At 68.9% G+C, this 17426-nt stretch carries 19 protein-coding genes; 6 read left to right on the top strand and 13 right to left on the bottom strand.

What is annotated here, in order from left to right:
- Positions 1-21: 21 nt before the first annotated feature.
- Entirely contained in the window at positions 22-624 is a 603-nt protein-coding gene (locus BRW65_RS03420) for a disulfide bond formation protein DsbA (protein WP_073871314.1), read from the bottom strand.
- A gap of 95 nt (positions 625-719) precedes the next feature.
- Between BRW65_RS03420 and BRW65_RS03415 the strand changes: the two genes are divergently transcribed.
- Positions 720-1553, top strand: coding sequence for an arylamine N-acetyltransferase family protein (locus BRW65_RS03415; RefSeq protein WP_073871727.1), 834 nt, complete (start codon positions 720-722; stop codon positions 1551-1553).
- Here BRW65_RS03415 and BRW65_RS03410 read toward each other — a convergent pair.
- Genes BRW65_RS03410 through fadD3 form a run of 5 tightly spaced genes read right to left on the bottom strand, consistent with a single transcriptional unit; the run spans position 1550 to position 7291 of the window.
- Positions 1550-2707: a pyridoxal phosphate-dependent aminotransferase gene (locus tag BRW65_RS03410; RefSeq protein ID WP_073871312.1), complete on the bottom strand. Its 1158-nt coding sequence runs from the start codon at positions 2705-2707 to the stop codon at positions 1550-1552. The genes BRW65_RS03415 and BRW65_RS03410 overlap by 4 nt on opposite strands.
- Positions 2704-3660 (bottom strand): acyl-CoA dehydrogenase IpdE2, encoded by a 957-nt coding sequence (gene ipdE2, locus BRW65_RS03405; protein WP_139272837.1) that lies wholly within the window; start codon positions 3658-3660, stop codon positions 2704-2706. Before ipdE2 ends, BRW65_RS03410 begins: the two co-directional genes overlap by 4 nt.
- Positions 3657-4604, bottom strand: coding sequence for an acyl-CoA dehydrogenase family protein (locus BRW65_RS03400; protein ID WP_073871310.1), 948 nt, complete (start codon positions 4602-4604; stop codon positions 3657-3659). The genes ipdE2 and BRW65_RS03400 overlap by 4 nt, the downstream gene beginning before the upstream one ends.
- Positions 4601-5746, bottom strand: a complete 1146-nt coding sequence (locus tag BRW65_RS03395) for an acyl-CoA dehydrogenase family protein (protein ID WP_073871308.1) — start codon at positions 5744-5746, stop codon at positions 4601-4603. The genes BRW65_RS03400 and BRW65_RS03395 overlap by 4 nt, the downstream gene beginning before the upstream one ends.
- Positions 5747-7291, bottom strand: coding sequence for a 3-((3aS,4S,7aS)-7a-methyl-1,5-dioxo-octahydro-1H-inden-4-yl)propanoate--CoA ligase FadD3 (gene fadD3 / locus BRW65_RS03390; protein WP_073871306.1), 1545 nt, complete (start codon positions 7289-7291; stop codon positions 5747-5749).
- 106 nt (positions 7292-7397) lie between these two features.
- On the opposite strand from fadD3, the gene ipdE1 reads away from it, so the two are divergent.
- The 4 genes from ipdE1 to fadA6 are packed head-to-tail and all read left to right on the top strand — an operon-like array spanning position 7398 to position 11152.
- Positions 7398-8558, top strand: coding sequence for an acyl-CoA dehydrogenase IpdE1 (gene ipdE1, locus BRW65_RS03385; RefSeq protein WP_073871304.1), 1161 nt, complete (start codon positions 7398-7400; stop codon positions 8556-8558).
- Positions 8555-9343, top strand: a complete 789-nt coding sequence (gene ipdF / locus BRW65_RS03380) for a (5R,7aS)-5-hydroxy-7a-methyl-1-oxo-2,3,5,6,7,7a-hexahydro-1H-indene-carboxyl-CoA reductase (protein ID WP_073871302.1) — start codon at positions 8555-8557, stop codon at positions 9341-9343. Before ipdE1 ends, ipdF begins: the two co-directional genes overlap by 4 nt.
- Before the next feature lie 44 nt (positions 9344-9387).
- Positions 9388-9990 (top strand): TetR family transcriptional regulator KstR2, encoded by a 603-nt coding sequence (gene kstR2, locus BRW65_RS03375; RefSeq protein ID WP_139272836.1) that lies wholly within the window; start codon positions 9388-9390, stop codon positions 9988-9990.
- Position 9991: 1 nt separating this feature from the next.
- The gene (fadA6, locus tag BRW65_RS03370; protein ID WP_073871300.1) at positions 9992-11152 is read left to right on the top strand and encodes a steroid 3-ketoacyl-CoA thiolase FadA6; all 1161 of its coding nucleotides are present in this window, start codon (positions 9992-9994) and stop codon (positions 11150-11152) included.
- A 93-nt stretch (positions 11153-11245) separates the two neighbouring features.
- On the opposite strand, the gene BRW65_RS03365 is transcribed toward fadA6, so the two are convergent.
- The 7 genes from BRW65_RS03365 to echA20 are packed head-to-tail and all read right to left on the bottom strand — an operon-like array spanning position 11246 to position 16574.
- Complete coding sequence (locus BRW65_RS03365) at positions 11246-11986, bottom strand: hypothetical protein (RefSeq protein ID WP_073871298.1); 741 nt, start codon at positions 11984-11986, stop codon at positions 11246-11248.
- A complete protein-coding gene (locus tag BRW65_RS03360; RefSeq protein WP_073871296.1) occupies positions 11983-12630 on the bottom strand; it encodes a SatD family protein in 648 nt (215 codons plus the stop codon). Before BRW65_RS03360 ends, BRW65_RS03365 begins: the two co-directional genes overlap by 4 nt.
- Positions 12631-12644: 14 nt before the next feature.
- The gene (locus BRW65_RS03355) at positions 12645-13076 is read right to left on the bottom strand and encodes a nitroreductase family deazaflavin-dependent oxidoreductase (protein WP_084187690.1); all 432 of its coding nucleotides are present in this window, start codon (positions 13074-13076) and stop codon (positions 12645-12647) included.
- A 42-nt stretch (positions 13077-13118) separates the two neighbouring features.
- Positions 13119-14195 carry a (3aS,4S,5R,7aS)-5-hydroxy-7a-methyl-1-oxo-octahydro-1H-indene-4-carboxyl-CoA dehydrogenase gene (gene ipdC, locus BRW65_RS03350; protein WP_073871294.1) on the bottom strand — a complete coding sequence of 359 codons (1077 nt, stop codon included), beginning with the start codon at positions 14193-14195 and terminating at the stop codon, positions 13119-13121.
- Positions 14195-14938, bottom strand: coding sequence for a cholesterol ring-cleaving hydrolase subunit IpdB (gene ipdB / locus BRW65_RS03345; protein ID WP_073871292.1), 744 nt, complete (start codon positions 14936-14938; stop codon positions 14195-14197). The genes ipdC and ipdB overlap by 1 nt, the downstream gene beginning before the upstream one ends.
- Entirely contained in the window at positions 14935-15819 is an 885-nt protein-coding gene (gene ipdA / locus BRW65_RS03340; protein ID WP_073871290.1) for a cholesterol ring-cleaving hydrolase subunit IpdA, read from the bottom strand. The genes ipdB and ipdA overlap by 4 nt, the downstream gene beginning before the upstream one ends.
- Complete coding sequence (gene echA20 / locus BRW65_RS03335) at positions 15816-16574, bottom strand: (7aS)-7a-methyl-1,5-dioxo-2,3,5,6,7,7a-hexahydro-1H-indene-carboxyl-CoA hydrolase (protein ID WP_073871288.1); 759 nt, start codon at positions 16572-16574, stop codon at positions 15816-15818. Before echA20 ends, ipdA begins: the two co-directional genes overlap by 4 nt.
- Before the next feature lie 86 nt (positions 16575-16660).
- On the opposite strand from echA20, the gene BRW65_RS03330 reads away from it, so the two are divergent.
- Positions 16661-17419 carry an SDR family oxidoreductase gene (locus BRW65_RS03330; protein ID WP_073871721.1) on the top strand — a complete coding sequence of 253 codons (759 nt, stop codon included), beginning with the start codon at positions 16661-16663 and terminating at the stop codon, positions 17417-17419.
- The last annotated feature ends 7 nt before the right edge of the window (positions 17420-17426 follow it).

The raw sequence follows: 17426 nt of genomic DNA, 5'->3' as shown, positions 1-17426 counted from the left end.
GATCCGGGGCGATGGCCGCGATCAGGCCTCGATGGTCGGGGGGCCTTCATACGGCCGTTGCAGCGCGGCGAATTCGGGAACGGCGGCCATGGTGAGCACGGCCTCGAGCAGCCGAACCCCGGCTGGGGTCTTGAGCGTTCGGGTCAGGACCGGTCCGGAGAACGCGCGGCCGTCGACCGCGATGATCGGGCTGCCGGCCTCGTCGCCCAGGGCGTCCTGGCTGGCTTCGTGCGCCTGCTTGACCGCCTGGTCAAAGCCGGCGTCGTCCTGCGCTTCGGCGAGTCCTTGCGCCAGGCCGTTCTCGGCCAGGGCTGCGCGGACCGCGGATGCGGTCAGGTCGTCGCCGTCCACGTGGATGCGCCGGCCGATCGAGGCGTAGAGGGCCGCGAACGCTTCCGGCCCCCGCTCGTCGACGGCGGCGGCGAACAGGCGTCCCAGCCGCGTCGACCGCTCCATCATGCGCCGCTGTTTCCCGTCGGTGTCCTGGCCCTCGTTGAGGACCGCCAGGCTCATCTGCCGCAGGGTGACGGGCGTGCCCGTCGCCTCCCCGGCGTCCAGCAACCAGCGCGCGGTCACCCAGGAGAACGGACAGACAGGGTCGAGGTAAAGGTCGACATCGGCCATGAGCTCCTCCTTCGGTCCCGGGCTTGGGCTACCGGGCGGCATACCCGCTGCCGGCCGTCGCACGCCTGCCGATGACGTGGCCGCAGAATGGCCGTATGACGCTGAACCTGGGCGAGTACTTCGAACGGATCGGTTACCGCGGAGCCACGGCACCGGACCTCCAGGTCCTGCAGGGATTGGTGAGCGCGCACACCCAAGCGATTCCCTTCGAGAACCTCGATCCGGTGATGGGGGTGCCGGTCGACGACCTCGGCCCGCAGGCCCTCGCCCGCAAGCTGGTTCAGCGGGGCCGCGGCGGCTTTTGCTACGAGCACAACGGCCTGATGGGCTACGTGCTGACCGAGCTCGGCTTTCGGGTGCGCCGCCTGGCCGGCCGGGTGGTGTGGATGCGGCCGCGCGACGCGCCGTCACCGCCGCCGCAGACACACACCGTGTTGGCGGTGACGTTCCCCGGCTCCCGCGGTTCATACCTGGTCGACGTCGGCTTCGGCGGGCAGACACCCACCTCGCCGCTGCGGATCGAGACCGGCACCATGCAGCAGACGACGCACGAGCCCTACCGGCTGGAGGACCGCGGCGACGGGCTGGTCCTGCAGGCCCAGGTTCGCGGGGAGTGGCAGCCGCTCTACGAATTCAGCACCCGGACCGCGCCGGACATCGACCTGGCGGTGGGCAGCTGGTACGTCTCGACGCACCCCTCGTCGCATTTCGTCACCGGACTGACGGCCGCGCGCGTCACCGACGACGCCCGGCTGAACCTGGCCGGCCGGAACCTGGCCGTGCACCGCGCCGACGTCAGCGAGAAGATCCGCCTCGACGACGCCGCCGCGGTGGTGGACACCCTCAGGGACCGGTTCGGCATCAACGTGTCCGACGTCGCCGATCGCGGCGCGCTCGAGGCTCGCCTCGACAAGATCCTGGACGCTTAGATCCAGGACCCGATGCGACGCAGGGCCTCTTCGATGTCGTTCGTAGGCCCGGCGAACGACAGCCGGACGAACGAATCGCCGTGTGTGGTGTCGAAATCGATACCCGGCGCGATGGCAACGCCGGTGTCGCTCAACAGTTTCGAGCAGAACGCGGTCGAGTCGGTGGTGAGTTCGGAGACGTCGGCGTACACGTAGAACGCTCCGTCGGTGGGCGCGAGCCGGTCGATGCCGATCCGGCGCAGCCCGTCGAGCAGCAGTGTCCGATTGGTCGCGTAGTGGTGCAGGTTGCCGTCGGCCTCGGCCGTCGACTCCGGTGTGAAGGCCGCGACCGCGGCGAGCTGTGACAGCACCGGCGGGCAAATGGTGAAGTTGCCGGTCAGGCGATCCACGGCGCGCAGCAGTGCGGGCGGTACCAGCATCCAGCCCAGCCGCCAGCCCGTCATCGCGTAGTACTTGGAAAAGCTGTTGACCACCACCGCGTCTCGCGACGTCTGCCAGGCGCAGCTGGTCTGCGGCGCCCCCTCGTAGACCAGGCCGTGGTAAACCTCGTCGCTGATCAGCCGAACCCCGGACGCCTCGCACCACGAGGCGATCGCGGCCAGCTCGGCCGGCGCTATCACGGTCCCGGTGGGATTGGCCGGGCTGGCGACGATCACGCCGTGGGGCGGCGGGTCGAGTCCTTCGAGCATCTGCACGGTGGGCTGGAAGCGGGTCTGCGGTCCACACGGGATCTCGACCACCTCGCAGCCCAAGGCGGACAAGATGTTTCGATAGCACGGGTAGCCGGGGCTGGCCAATGCCACCCGGTCGCCGGCGTCGAAGCATGCCAGGAACGCGAGCAGGAACCCGCCGGACGAGCCGGTGGTCAACACGACCTCGTCGGCTGTGACCCGAAGCCCGTGCTGGCGTTGGTAGTCCGCGGCGATCGCCGCGCGCAGCTGCGGAATGCCCAGCGTGACGGTGTAACCGAGCTCGTTGGAATGCAGGGCGGCGGCCGCCGCCGCACGCACCGGCTCGGGCGCCCCGACGCTCGGCTGGCCGGCCGACAGGTTCACCAGGTCGCCGTGGCTGCGCTGGCGCTCGGCGGCGGCCAGCCACACGTCCATCACATAGAACGGCGGGATGGCGGCGCGCCGGGCGACATGGTCGTTCACGACGGTTCGAGCACCTCGGATTCCAGTCGCCCGAGGATTTCCTGCGTCGTGCTCAGCAGGTGGGCGCTGCCGTGGGCGCGCTTGAAGTACAGGTGCATGTCGTGTTCCCAGGTGATCGCGATGCCGCCGTGCAATTGGATGCCCTCGGCGGCCGCGCTGCACAGCGCCTCGGTGGCGGCGAGCCGCGCGGTGGCCGCATTCGTCGGGGTGGGGTCGTCGCAGGCCTCGGCTACCACCGCCTTCGCCGCGGCGATCATGACGTACAGATCGGCCATCCGGTGTTTGAGCGCCTGGAAACTGCCGATGGGCCGGCCGAATTGCACTCTGTTCTTGGCGTATTCGACGGTCAGCTCGAGGCAGCGTTCGGCGGCGCCGATCTGCTCGGCCGCGAGCAGGATGGCCGCCGTGTCGGCGAGACCGGGGTCGGCGCCGACCGTCGCGGTGCCCTCGGGCGTGACCCGCGCGAGCCGCCGGGTCGGGTCCATGGTGACGGCCGGCTCCGCGGTGAAGCCGGTCCACCGGGCCAGCTGGCCGTCGGTGGTGGCGACGACGACGTCGGCGGTGTCCCCGTTGACGACGTAGTCGGCGTCGAAAACCAACGCGCCGATCGAGGTGCCGTCGGCGAGGCCGCCCAGCGTCTCGGCATCGGGCTCGGGCGCGCTGAGCAGTGCCAGCTCCGCCAGCGTGGTGCCCAGCAGCGGGGAGGGCACCAGCGCCCGGCCCAGCTCCTGCAAAACCGTTGCGGCGTCAGCTAATTCGCCACCCGCGCCGCCCAGCTCCTCGGGGATGACCAGGGCGGCGGCCCCCACCTGCTCACACAGCAGCTTCCAGAGCGACTCGTCGTAGCCGCGCTCGGAGTCCATCGCGGCGCGCACCGCGGCCGGGTTGGCGTGCTTGGCCACCAGGGCCGCGACGGTCTCCCGCAGCATCTCCCGCTCTTCGTTCACGGTCATAGCGCCTCCAGCACCCGCCGCCGGTGAGCCTCGGGAGTACCCCAGGCCGAACGCAATGCTTGCACGCGCAGCAACCAAAGCGACAAGTCATTTTCCTGGGTGAAGCCGATCGCGCCATGGGTCTGCAGCGCGGACCGCGCCGCCAGCAGGCCCGCCTCCGAGGCCGCCGCCTTGGCCGCGCTGACGTCGCGAGGCTCCAGCGACAGCGCCGCGCCGTACAGCAGCGGCCGGGCGAGTTCGATCGCGATGTGCACGTCGGCGAGCTTGTGCTTGATCGCCTGATACGAACCGATCACCCGGCCGAATTGTGCGCGCTGCTTGGCGTAGTCGACGGTGTCGCGCACGAGGGCCTCGGCGGCGCCGACCAACTGCGCGGCGGTGGCCAGCGCGCCGAACTCGAAGGCGCGGCCGACGTCCGCCCGCCAGGGTTGGCCGGTGGGGGCCACGTCGTAGAGGGGCCGGCTCGGATCGACCGACTCGTGTCGGTCACCGGACCCCCCAACCAGCTCGGCCTCGGCGACGCCGTCGTCGGTGACCAGCAGCACCAGCCCGGCCGAGTCGGCGTCCACCGCGCGCGGCGCATGCGGCGGGAACGCGACGGTGGCGACCAGCTCACCGGAGGCCAGCGCCGCGCACCGTTCGTCGGCGGCGAGCAAAACCGGTGCGACGGCAATGGATTCGGCGACCGGCCCCGGCACACACCAGCGTCCCAGGCGTTCGAGCGCGACCACCAGGTCCACCGGGTGCGCCTCGATGCCGTCGAACTTTTCGGGAACCGCCAGGGCGGTGACGCCGAGATCGGTCAGCTGCTCCCACACTTTGCGGCCGGGCCCGGTGTCGCCCGCGGACCAGGCGCGGATCGCGCCGGGCAGGTCGGCCGCGCCGAGCGCGGCGTCGATGCTGGCCGCGAAGTCGCGTTGCTGTTCGTCTAGCGCAAATTTCATTTCTTGCCCCCGGACTTCTCGCGGGGCAGGCCCAACAGCCGCTCCGAGATGATGTTGCGCTGAATCTCGTTGGTGCCGGCGTAGATCGGGCCGCCCAGGGCGAACAGCAGGCCATCCGTCCAGCTGCCGGCGAGCTCGCCGTCGGCGGCGAGGATGTCCAGCGCGGTCTGGTGCAGGTCCACGTCGAGGTCGGACCAGAACACCTTCGTCACCGACGATTCGGCGCCCAGCTCGCCGCCGTCGGCCAGCCGGGTCACCGTGCCGAAGGTCTGCAGGCGGTAGGCCTGCGCCTTGATCCAGCCGTCGGCCACCCGGTCGGCGAACGCGGGGGGTGAGCCGCTGTCCTGCCACAGTCGCACCAGTCGCTCGGCGGTCGCCAGGAACCGGGCCGGGCTGCGCAGCGACATGCCCCGCTCATTGCTCGACGTGCTCATGGCCGCCCGCCAACCCTCGTTCGGGGTGCCGATCACGTCGTGGTCGGGCACGAAGACGTCGTCGAGGAAGATCTCACCGAATCCGGTATCGCCGCCCAACTGCACGATGGGCCGCACGGTGACGCCCTTGGCCTTCAGGTCGAACATGAAGTACGTCAGGCCGTTGTGCCGCTCGGCTTGTGGGTCCGACCGGAAGAGCCCGAAGCCCATCTCGGCGAACGGCGCCCGCGAACTCCAGATCTTCTGCCCGTTGAGCAGCCAGCCGCCGTCGGTCTTGGTCGCGGTGGACCGCAGCGAGGCCAGGTCGCTGCCGGATTCCGGCTCCGACCATGCCTGTGCCCAGATCTGTTCGCCGCTGGCCATTTTCGGCAGGATGCGGTCCAGCTGTTCTTGGGTGCCGTGCGCGAACAACGTGGGCGCCAGCATCGAGGTGCCGTTGGCGCTGGCCCGGCCCGGCGCGCCGGCGCGAAAATACTCCTCCTCGAACACCACCCAGTGCAACAGCGGCGCGTCGCGGCCACCGTATTTCTTCGGCCAGGTGATCACCGACAACCCGGCGTCGAAGAGCACCCGGTCCCACCGCCGGTGCTGCGCGAAACCTTCGGCGTTGTCGTAGGACTTCGTCGGGATCGACTCGCCGTTGGCGGACAAGAATTCACGGACCTCGGCCGCAAACGCCAGGGTCTCCTCGTCTAACTCCAGATCCATTCAGGCCAGCTCTCGCAGTTGTGGTTTGACCACCTTGCCGCCCGGATTGCGCGGCAACGCGTCGACGAACCGCACCGAACGCGGTGCCTTGAAGTTCGCCAAATGTTCACGGGTATAAGCGATCACGGACTCCTCGTCGAGGTCCGCGCCGGGCCTGGTCACCACGAACGCCCGGCCGACCTCGCCGAGGCGCTCGTCGGGGACCCCGATCACCGCGGCGTCGGCGATCCCGGCCATTCGCGCGAGCACCTGTTCGACCTCGGCGGGGTAGACGTTGAACCCGCCGCAGATGTACATGTCCTTGAGCCGGTCGGTGATGCGCAGGTTGCCAGCCGCGTCGACGGCGCCGATGTCACCGGTGTGCAGCCAACCGTCGGCGTCGATGGCCGCCGCCGTGGCCTCCGGGTCGTCGAGGTAGCCCAGCATGACGTTCGGCCCGCGCAGCAACACCTCGCCGGCATCGCCCGGAGCGCTTGCGTCGATCCGCAATTCGAAGTCGGCGAACGGGCGCCCGCAGGTGGTGGCGACGGTGACGGCGTCGTCCTCGGCCCGGCACATCGTGCCCATCCCGTTGGCCTCCGTGAGTCCGTACGCCGTCAGCACGATGTCGATGTCGAGTTCGGACTGCATGCGCTCCACCAGCACGACGGGCACGGTGGCCGCCCCGGTCACCGCGAACCGCAGCGAACTCAGGTCGTAGTCGTCGCGCCGCGGATGGTCGAGCAGGGTCTGGTAGATGGTGGGCGGTCCCGGCAACACGGTGATGCGGTGCCGTTCGATCGCCTGCAGCGCGCGCAGCGGGTCGAACGTCAGGTGCGGGATCAGCGTCGCGCCGGTCTGCAGGCAGGCCAGGATGCCCGCCTTGTAGCCGAAGTTGTGGAAGAACGGGTTGATGCACAGGTAGCGGTCGTCGCTGGTGATCTTGCCGTTGGCCGCCCACGACGCCGACGCCGACAACGACTGCCGATGCGCGCAGAGCACGCCTTTGCTGCGGCCGGTGGTGCCCGAGGTGAACAGGATGTCGCTGACGTCGTCGGGCGTGACGGCGGCGGCGCGGGCGCCGACCGCCTCCAGGTCGGAGCCGCGCGCGACGAAGTCGTCCCACGTCCCTTGAACAGGATCGTCCGCCTCGATCGGGATGCGCACGATGTGGCGCAGCGCCGGCAAGGCATCCCGATTCAAGTCGGCGACGCGGTCGTGGCCGAGGAACTTGCCCATCCCGAACAGCACGGGCGCCCCGGTGCGGGCCAGGATGTCGCCGGCTTCTTCGGCGGTGTAGCGGGTGTTCAGGGGCACCATCGCCGCGCCGGCGTGGTGAATGGCCAGGCAGGCGACCACCCAGTGCCAGGTGTTGGGCGACCAGATGGCCACCCGGTCGCCCGCCCGCACGCCGAGGGCGATCAGCGCGGCCGCCCCGCGGTGCACCTCCCCGCGCAGCGCGGCCGCCGTGAACGACCGCTCGTCGGTGATCAAGGCGTCGTGGTCGGGAAACCGACTCGCAAAACGGTCCAGCGCCGCGGGAATGGTGCGGACATCGCCGGTCATCGAGACTGCTCCTACCTGGATTGCTCGGCTGCTCCTCACGCCGCTGCGCGGGGCGCATCGTCACCGAGCCGACAAAGCAAGTGCTTGGTAGGTTAGCCTACAGGGCATGCAGGACGTCGAGGAGTTCCGGGCGGAGGTCCGGCAGTGGCTCGCCGACAATCTGGTCGGCGAATTCGCAGCTCTCAAGGGTCTTGGCGGACCGGGTCGCGAGCACGAGGCGTTCGAAGAGCGCCGGGCGTGGAACCAGCATCTCGCCAAGGCCGGTCTCACCTGCCTGGGCTGGCCCGTCGAGCACGGCGGGCGCGGGCTCTCGACCGCGCACCGGGTGGCGTTCTACGAGGAGTACGCGAAAGCCGACGCGCCGGACAAGGTCAACCACTTCGGCGAGGAGCTGCTCGGCCCGACGCTGATCGCCTTCGGGACGCCCGAGCAACAACAGCGGTTCCTGCCCAAGATCCTCGACGTCACCGAACTGTGGTGCCAGGGCTATTCCGAACCCGGCGCCGGCAGCGACCTGGCCAACGTGTCCACCACCGCCGAGCTGGACGGCGACCAGTGGGTGATCAACGGTCAGAAGGTGTGGACCTCGTTGGCGCACTGGGCGCAGTGGTGCTTCGTGGTCGCGCGCACGGAGAAGGGCTCCAAGCGGCACGCCGGGCTCTCCTACCTGCTGGTGCCGCTGGACCAGCCCGGGGTGCAGGTCCGCCCGATCATCCAGCTGACCGGCGACTCGGAATTCAACGAGGTCTTCTTCGACGACGCCCGCACCGACGCCAACCTGGTGGTCGGCCAGCCCGGCGACGGCTGGCGGGTCGCGATGGGAACGCTGACCTTCGAGCGCGGGGTTTCGACGCTTGGCCAGCAGATCCGTTACGCCCGTGAGCTTTCCAATCTCGCCGAAGTGGCGCGCCGCAACGGCGCCGCCGACGACCCCTTCATCCGCGAGCGGCTGACCCGCGCGTGGACCGGGTTGCGCGCGATGCGCAGCTACGCGCTGGCCACGATGGATGTCGAGGGAGGCGGCCAGGCCGCCGGGAAAGATAACGTGTCGAAGTTGTTGTGGGCGAACTGGCATCGTGCGCTGGGGGAGCTGGCGATGGACGTGATCGGCAAACCGGGGCTGACCCTGTCCGACGGCGAATTCGACGAATGGCAGCGGCTGTTCCTGTTCACCCGCGCCGACACCATCTACGGCGGATCCAACGAGATCCAGCGCAACATCATCGCCGAGCGCGTGCTCGGCCTGCCCAGGGAGGTAAAGGGATGAGCCTGTCCGAAGCTCCGAAAGAGGTTGCCGGGCATGGGCTTTTGCAGGGTAAGGTCGTTGTCGTCACGGCGGCGGCGGGGACCGGAATCGGTTCGGCGACCGCCAAGCGCGCGCTGGCCGAGGGTGCCGACGTGGTGGTGTCCGACCACCACGAACGCCGGCTGGGCGAGACCGCCGAGGAGCTGTCCGCGCTGGGGTTGGGCCGGGTCGAGAGCGTGCTGTGTGACGTGACGTCCACCGCGCAGGTGGACGCGCTCATCGCGTCCACCACGGCCCGGATGGGCCGGCTCGACGTGCTGGTCAACAACGCCGGACTGGGCGGCCAGACCCCGGTGGTGGACATGACCGACGACGAGTGGGACCGCGTGCTGGACGTGACCCTGTCGTCGGTGTTCCGGGCCACCCGGGCGGCGCTGCGGTACTTCCGCGAGGCCGCGCACGGGGGGGTGATCGTCAACAACGCAAGCGTTTTGGGTTGGCGCGCACAGCACTCGCAGTCGCACTACGCGGCCGCCAAGGCGGGCGTGATGGCGTTAACCCGCTGCAGCGCAATCGAAGCCGTCGAATACGGGGTGCGGATCAACGCGGTGTCGCCGAGCATTGCCCGGCACAAATTCCTCGACAAGACCACCTCGCCCGACTTGCTCGACCGGCTGTCCGCCGGTGAGGCGTTCGGGCGGGCCGCCGAGCCGTGGGAGGTGGCGGCCACGATCGCTTTCCTGGCCAGTGACTACTCCAGCTACCTCACCGGCGAGGTCATCTCGGTGTCCAGCCAGCACCCATGAGCGCATAGCTGGCCAAGCAAGCGCTTGGTTGATATCCTGGCCGAGTGGATCGAGTGGCCGGTCAGGCGAACAGTCGCCGCGACGAGTTGTTGGACCTCGCCGCGACGATGTTCGCCGAGCGGGGCCTGCGCGCCACCACCGTGCGCGACATCGCCGACAGCGCCGGCATCCTGTCGGGCAGCCTCTATCACCACTTCTCCTCCAAAGAGGAGATGGTCGACGAGCTGCTGCGCAGCTTCCTGGACTGGTTGTTCGCCCGGTACCGCGAGATCGTGGACAGCGAGGCCAATCCGCTCGAGCGGCTCAAGGGGCTGTTCATGGCCTCGTTCGAGGCGATCGAACATCGGCACGCGCAGGTCGTCATCTATCAGGACGAGGCCCAACGGTTGTTGTCACAGCCCCGGTTCTCCTACATCGAGGACATGAACCGACAGCAGCGCAAGATGTGGGTCGAGGTGATCAACCAGGGCATCGACGAGGGCTATTTCCAGCCCGACCTCAACGTCGACCTCGTCTACCGTTTTATCCGTGACACCACCTGGGTGTCGGTGCGCTGGTATCAGCCCGGTGGACCGCTGACGGCTCAGCAGGTGGGCCAGCAATATCTCGCCATCGTTCTTGGTGGGATTACCAAAGAAGGAGTCTGAAATGGCTGAGGCGTACGTCATCGACGCTGTGCGCACCGCGATTGGCAAGCGGGGCGGGGCGCTGTCCGGCATACACCCCGTGGACCTCGGCGCGCTGGGATGGCGCGGACTGCTCGACCGGGTCGACGTCGACCCCGCCGCCGTCGAGGACGTGATCGCCGGCTGCGTCGACGCGATCGGCGCGCAGGCGGGCAACATCGCCCGGCTCTCGTGGCTGGCGGCGGGCTATCCCGAGGAGGTTCCCGGTGTCACCGTGGACCGGCAGTGCGGTTCTAGCCAGCAGGCGATTTCCTTTGGCGCACAGGCGATCATGGCCGGCACCGCTGACCTCATCGTGGCTGGCGGCGTGCAGAACATGAGCCAGATCCCGATCTCGTCGGCCATGACGGTCGGCGAGCAGTTCGGGTTCACCTCGCCCACCAACGAGTCCAAGCAGTGGCTGCACCGGTACGGCGACCAGGAGATCTCCCAGTTCCGCGGCTCGGAGCTGATCGCCGAGAAGTGGAACCTGTCGCGTGAGGAGATGGAGCGGTACGCGCTGACCAGCCACGAGCGCGCGTTCGCCGCGATCCACGCCGGTCACTTCGACAACGAAATCATCACCGTCGAAACGGAATCCGGGCCGTTCCGGGTTGATGAGGGCCCCCGCGAGTCGTCGCTGGAGAAGATGGCCGGCCTCAAGACGCTCGTCGAGGGCGGCCGATTGACGGCGGCGATGGCCAGCCAGATCTCCGACGGCGCCAGCGCGGTGCTGCTGGCCTCCGAGCAGGCCGTCAAGGACCACAACCTGACGCCGCGGGCCCGCATCCACCACATCAGTGCCCGCGCCGCGGACCCGGTGTTCATGTTGACCGGGCCCATCCCGGCCACCCGCTACGCGCTGGAGAAGACCGGGCTCTCCATCGACGACATCGACACCGTCGAGATCAACGAGGCGTTCGCGCCGGTGGTTTTGGCTTGGCTCAAGGAGATCAAGGCCGACCCGGAAAAGGTCAACCCCAACGGTGGTGCGATCGCGCTCGGTCACCCGCTGGGGGCCACCGGCGCCAAGCTGTTCGCCACCATGCTCAATGAACTCGAGCGCGTCGGCGGCCGCTATGGCCTGCAGACGATGTGTGAGGGCGGGGGCACCGCGAACGTCACCATCATCGAGCGGCTGTAGCTCTTCTACTCTTCGCGCCGCCTGTCGCGACACTGAAACTACGCACACGACACGCCGATTCGGGTGTGCATAGTTTCAGTCTCGGCGCGGCGGCTACGGCGTCGCGAGCACCAGCGCGATACCGCCGAGGGCCAGCAGCCAGCTGGTGAAGCTGCCCACCAGGAAATACTCGGTGACCTCGTCGATGCCGACGTCGCCGTTGCTGTTCTTCTGGGCGCTCAACTCCGGAAACCGGATGATGCCCTTGGCGGCGATGACGGCGCTGGCCGCGGCCACCTGTCCGCCGACGCCCAGGCTCAGGATCAGCAGGCGCTCCATGGGACCCAGCAGCCGTCCGCCTTTGAGCCGGTCGGATGGCTGTGGCTCGCCCAGCGGACGCACGGCTCCCACCGCCCGAAGTATCAGGCGCACAAGCTGATTCGCGGTGGCGAACTGCACCAGTACCACGCCGACGACCATCAGCAGCCGCGTCGGGGTGATGTGGCTGAGAGGCAGCTGCACCCAGCCCGACCACCGGCCGACGAGGCCATGGACAGCCGAAGACCACCCGGACGACACGATCAATAGCGTCAGCGCGGCCACGAACACGGCCAGGGGCGCGGCCTGCCGCCCGCCCCGCAGCTCGCTGCGCCGACACAACCACTCCCAGGCGACCGACGCCGCGGCCGCGATCACGAGGAGGGCGATGTCCCCGGCACGCCACAGCCTCGCCAGCGCCGCGCACACCACCACGACGAGGGGGCCGATCGCCAGCGCGGGCCACGCCGCGCGCACCGCGTGCCGGCACAGGTCGGCGACGCCGAGCGCTATCAGCAGGACCGCCACGGCGCTCACGGCAGGCTCCGAAGGTACTGGCTGGCAAGAACAATCAGGTCCAGGCCGTCGCGGGCCGCCCGCTGGGACACCGCCGACGGGCTGATGCCTTCGCCCGCAGCAAGCTCCTTTTTGGTCCGGCCAGTCATCAAGCCCTCCAGAATCCGCAACGATCTTTCATCCAGCGATCCAAGCAGATGGTCCCGACAAATCAGGGCAGCGTTGACGGCGGCGACGTCGGTACGGGTGCCCTCGGCCGCCGCAAACGTCGTGCGGATCAGGGCGAGGCCGGGCTGGCGCTGTGCCCGGGCGGTCTGCTGGATCGCCTCGCGCGCGGCCCACCAGCCGGGGCCGTCCTGGATTCGCGTCTCGGGGTCGAGGATGGTGACCTGTCCCCAGCCGATGCCGAACCGGACATCGATTTCGGGGCCGACGGCAAGCCGGAGCGTGAGGGCGGCGTCGATCGCGGCCCCGACGGTCGGATAGCTGCCTTGGAATTCGTCGCCGACGGTGAAGGCCGGCGGCTCCAGCGCGTCCGAGTCGACCTGGCGCAACGCAGCGGCAACGCGCCGATGCAGGGCGGCGCGGTCGCTGGCCCGCCTTGAGCCCACCACGTCACCGATCAGCGTCGCGCACAGTGAAGGTAAAGCCTTCACTCTAGCCATGTAAAGATAATAGCTTAATTATCTGATAATGTAGCCGATAGCTTCACTCGCAGGAACTTTTCGATTCCGGCGCGTTGGAAGGTGCGGCGGCGCGGGGCCGACAGCAGCGGAACGACCGACTCGGCGTCGACGATATCCGGCCGCACCACGTCGAAAGTTTCGCCGTGGACCGAAATGTTCGCTCGCCCGGCGGCCAGGATGTTCTGCAACCAGTCAACTTTTGTGCCGTAGGGCAACGGTATGACGAAGCCGTCGTCGATGCGCTCGGCGACGACCGGTGCGGTGTACGCCTTGCCCGACCGCCGCCCGGTGTGCTCGATCGCCGCCGCATACCAGTTCTTGCGGCCGGCCAGCCGCAGCATGAGGGGGTTGAGCAGGTATCGGTTCGAGGTGCGAACCGCGTTCAAAAGCGGAGCGGGCCAGGTCCCGGGCGCCAGCGTCATCATTCATCCAGGGTGACGCGGCGCCGTGGGCCGCGGCCAGGGTCCTTAGTCGTCGGATTCGACGAGCGCGGACGCGGCCTTCAGGTGCGCGATCGCATCGCGCACGACCGAGTCGATCAGCTCGGCGCACGACGGCAGGTCCTCGAGGATGCCGGCCACCTGGCCGGAGGCGAGCACCCCGGCGTCGGTGTTGCCCTCGACCAGGCCGGCCTTCAGCAGCATCGGGGTGTTGGCGGCCATCACCACCTGGGACCAGGTCAGCTCCTTGCCGTGGCGCATCGCCAGGCCGTCGCGGATCATCGACCGCCAGGTCATCTGCGACATGTGCTTGAACTTCGCCGCATTGCGCACGGCCGCGGTGAGACCCCTGACCGGGGAACCGCTTTCGAGCCTCTCGACCAGGCCGGTGCGCAGCACCCGGTGCGGCATGCCGTCGACGCGCGTGGTGACCACGGTGCCGTCGAGCGCGGCCTCCAGATAGCGCCGCTTGACCGAATCGGGCACGGTCGAGTCGGAGGTCAGCAGAAAACGCGTGCCCATCGCCACGCCGGCGGCCCCGTAGCTCAGCGCGGCCGCGAGCCCGCGTCCGTCGAAGAAGCCCCCCGCCGCGATCACCGGAATCCCGGTGCCCTGCACGGCATCCAGAACCGACGGCAGCAGCAGCGTCGTGGCCACGGGTCCGGTGTGTCCGCCGCCCTCGCCGCCCTGCACGATCATCGCGTCGGCCCCCCAGGCCGCCACCTTTTTGGCGTGCTTGGCGGCGCCGATCGACGGAATCACCACCGCGCCCGCCTCTTTCAGCCGGGCGATCAGCTCCTGTTTGGGCGCCAGGGCGAAGGACGCCACCTTCACGCCCTCGCGGATCATCAGGTCGACGCGGTCGCCGGCGTCCGCGGCGTCGGCGCGGATGTTCACGCCGAACGGCTTGTCGGTGGCCGCCTTGACCTTGCCGATGGCCGTCGCCAATTCGTCCAGCGTCATGGTGGCCGACGCCAGGATGCCCAGCCCGCCCGCGTTGGCCGTGGCGGCCACCAGGCGCGCGCCGGCCACCCACCCCATCCCGGTCTGCACCACCGGGTGCTCGACGCCGACCAGCTCGGTCAGCGGCGTGCGCAGCTTCATCAACGTATCTCCTTGTCGCGCAGCGACTTCGGATCGATGACCTCGCGAATCAGGCGGAGCTCCTCGTCCGTCGGCAGCCGGGTCTCGCCGGCCTCGTCCACGCCATGCACCTCGAACGATGTGGCCTCGCGGACGTCGTCGGGGGATACGCCGGGATGCAGGGAGACCGCGCGCATGGTGTGGTCCGGGCCGCCGAAGTCGAACACTCCGAGGTTGGACACGACCCGGTGCGTGTTGGCGAAGCGGAACGCCGGGTTGCCCGGGTCCACCTTGTCCCAGCCGATGCCGCAGACCACGTCGACCGCCTCGCAGAACACCCGCTTCGAATGGTTGCCCACCCAATAACTGGTCGCGTGGTTGATCGCGTTGCCGGGCGCGCCCCGCAGCCCGAACATCTGGCGGGTCGGGTGTTGCAGCGGACCGAACGCCGAGATGTTCTGATTGCCGAAGCGGTCAACCTGATTGGCGCCCATTACCACATGCCGCCGGCCCCAGGCCAGCGTCTCGAACACCCGGCCGAACGGCATCCAGCCCTCGACGGGTCCGGTCTTGCCCAGGGCCGGGGTGTCCGCCAGCAGTTGCGCCTCGCCGTCGGTCAGCACGATGTCCGGTGAGAAGGTCAATCGGGCCAGCCGCGCGCCGACCGATGCCATGTTCGTCATCGGGCTGACCATGATTTCGCCTGCGTCCCTGAAGAGTTCGGCGCACGCGACTGCGCACACTTCGGCGCGGGTGGTGCTCACTTGGCCGCCTCCTCTGCGAATGCGCGAACCGCCGCCTGGTAATCGTCCTCGCTGCCCGATAGGTAGGTCTGGACGAAGGTCTGCCACCCCTCTTCGGTTGAGGCGGCCTCGGCGTAATGCCGCTGGAATCTCTCATCGCGACCGTAATCCGGTGCGGCGGTGGTGAAGTGGGCGCCGCCGGGAGCTTCCACCACGGAGTCGACCATCATCCGGTTCACCAGCAGCGCCTGCGGGGGAACGGATTTCACCAGCTCCTCGGTGGACACGACGCGCTCCACCGACAGGAAGCGCTTGTCGGCGGCCATCAGGAACAGGTCGTCGAAGTACGGATCGATGCCGGTGTAGGCCGCATTGCCCCGGCTGTCACCGAGATTGAGGTGCACGAAGGCGGCGTCCAGGCGCAGCGCCGGCATGGCGATCAGCGTCTCGTGCCCGCCCTCCGGGGCGGGGTACGGGCTGGTCACCGTCCGCAACTCGCCCTCCCAAAAGTCGGGGACCGAGCTGCCGAGCCCGGCGCGGATGGGCAGGAACGGGAGGCGCTGCGAGGCGGCTTGCAGGCCGCAGCGCAGCATGCCCTCATCCATTTCCCGGGCCTCGATGGCGCCGCTGGTGCGGGCCTTGGCGAACCAGGGGTCGTAGAACGGCGGGGAGTCCAGGGAGACGAAGCCGTAGTAGACGCGCTTGACCTTGCCGGCCGAGCACAGCAACCCCAGGTCGGGTCCGCCGTAGGTGACCACCGTGAGATCCGTGACGTCGGAGCGCAGCATCGCGCGCACGAACGCCATCGGCTTGCGCCGCGAGCCCCAGCCGCCGATGCCGATCGTCATGCCGCTGCGCAGCTGCGCGACGGCGTCGTCCAAAGTCGTTCTCTTGTCGGTCACTTGTCCTTGCCCTTCGCCGTACCGGCGAACGCGTCGCGGTGCTCATCGGCGACTCCGGCCAGGTTGAGCTCGAACGTAAAACCTTGTTCCATGCGGTAGCTCGAGTTGACCCGCTGCACGTCGATCAGGTTGAGCGCCTCCTTGGCCGCGCGGATGACCCGGGTGTCCTTGGCGGCGATGTCGCGGGCCACCTTCAACGCGGCTTCATCCAGCTGATCGCGCGGCACCACCTCGTGCACCGACCCGAAGTGGTGCAGGGTGGCCGCGTCCACGGTGGCGGCGGTGAAGAACAGCCGCCGCATCATGTGCTGCGGAACCAGCCGGGACAGGTGGGTGGCCGCGCCGAGTGCTCCGCGCTCCACCTCGGGCAGCCCGAAGGTGGCGTCCTCGGAGGCCACGATGACGTCGGAGTTGCCGACCAGGCCGATTCCGCCGCCGACGCAGAAGCCGTTCACGGCGGCGACGACGGGCACCGCGCACTCATAGACCGCGCGGAAGGCGGCGAAGCAACCGCGGTTGGCGTCGATCAGCGCGGTGAATCCTTCGGTGCGCTGCATCTCCTTGATGTCGACCCCGGCGTTGAAGCCGCGGCCCTCCGCCCGCAGGATGACCACGTGGGTCTCGGGGTCATGGCCGGCGGCCGTGATGACGTCGGCCAGTTCGAACCAGCCGCGTGACGGGATGGCGTTGACCGGGGGGAAGTCGACGGTAACCGCGACGATGCCCGGTTCGGTGGTGGTGGATGTGATGGGCACGGTGCCACTTCCTTGTGGGGTAACTACCTAAGCAAGCACTTGCTTGGTACGCTAGCACAGTGACTCGCGCCGAAGCACCCGACGTCGTGCACTTGGGGCTGGCCGGGCGGGTGGTTCTGGTCACCGGCGGCGTCCGCGGAGTGGGCGCCGGTATCAGCTCGGTGTTCGCCGGGCAGGGCGCGACCGTCATCACCTGCGCACGGCGGCCCGTCGAGGGCCTGCCCTATGAATTCCATTCCTGCGACGTCCGCGAGGACGACGCGGTCAAGGCGCTCATCGACGGCATCGTCGACAGCCACGGCCGGCTCGACGTCGTGGTCAACAATGCCGGCGGTTCGCCGTACGTGCTGACCGCGGAGTCCAGCGCCAAGTTCAATCGCAAGATCATCGAACTCAATCTCATTGGCGCGCTGTCAGTTTCGCAACACGCGAACGACAAGATGCAGCAGCAGGACCGCGGTGGGTCGATCATCAACATCTGCAGTCTGTCCGGTCGACGGCCATCGCCCGGCACCGGCGCGTACGGGGCGGCGAAGGCCGGCCTGGAAAGCCTCACGCAGACGCTCGCGGTGGAATGGGGGCCGAAGGTCCGGGTGAACGCCTGCGTCGTCGGCATGGTGGAGACCGAGCAATCCGAGCTGTTCTACGGCGACGCCGAGTCCATCGCCGCCATCTCGAAAAACGTGCCACTGGGCCGACTTGCCAAGCCCGACGACGTCGGCTGGGCCGCAGCGTTTTTGGCCTCGGACGCGGCGTCCTACATCAGCGGCGCCTCGCTAGAGGTGCACGGCGGCGGCGAGCCGCCGCACTATCTGTCCACAACGACCGCCAGCTCGGTCAAGTAGAGGAGAC

The organism is Mycobacterium paraffinicum (assembly GCF_001907675.1).
Classification (GTDB): domain Bacteria; phylum Actinomycetota; class Actinomycetes; order Mycobacteriales; family Mycobacteriaceae; genus Mycobacterium; species Mycobacterium paraffinicum_A.
The sequence above is the reverse complement of the archived record's forward strand: the minus strand, read 5'-3'. Positions and strand labels throughout refer to the sequence as shown.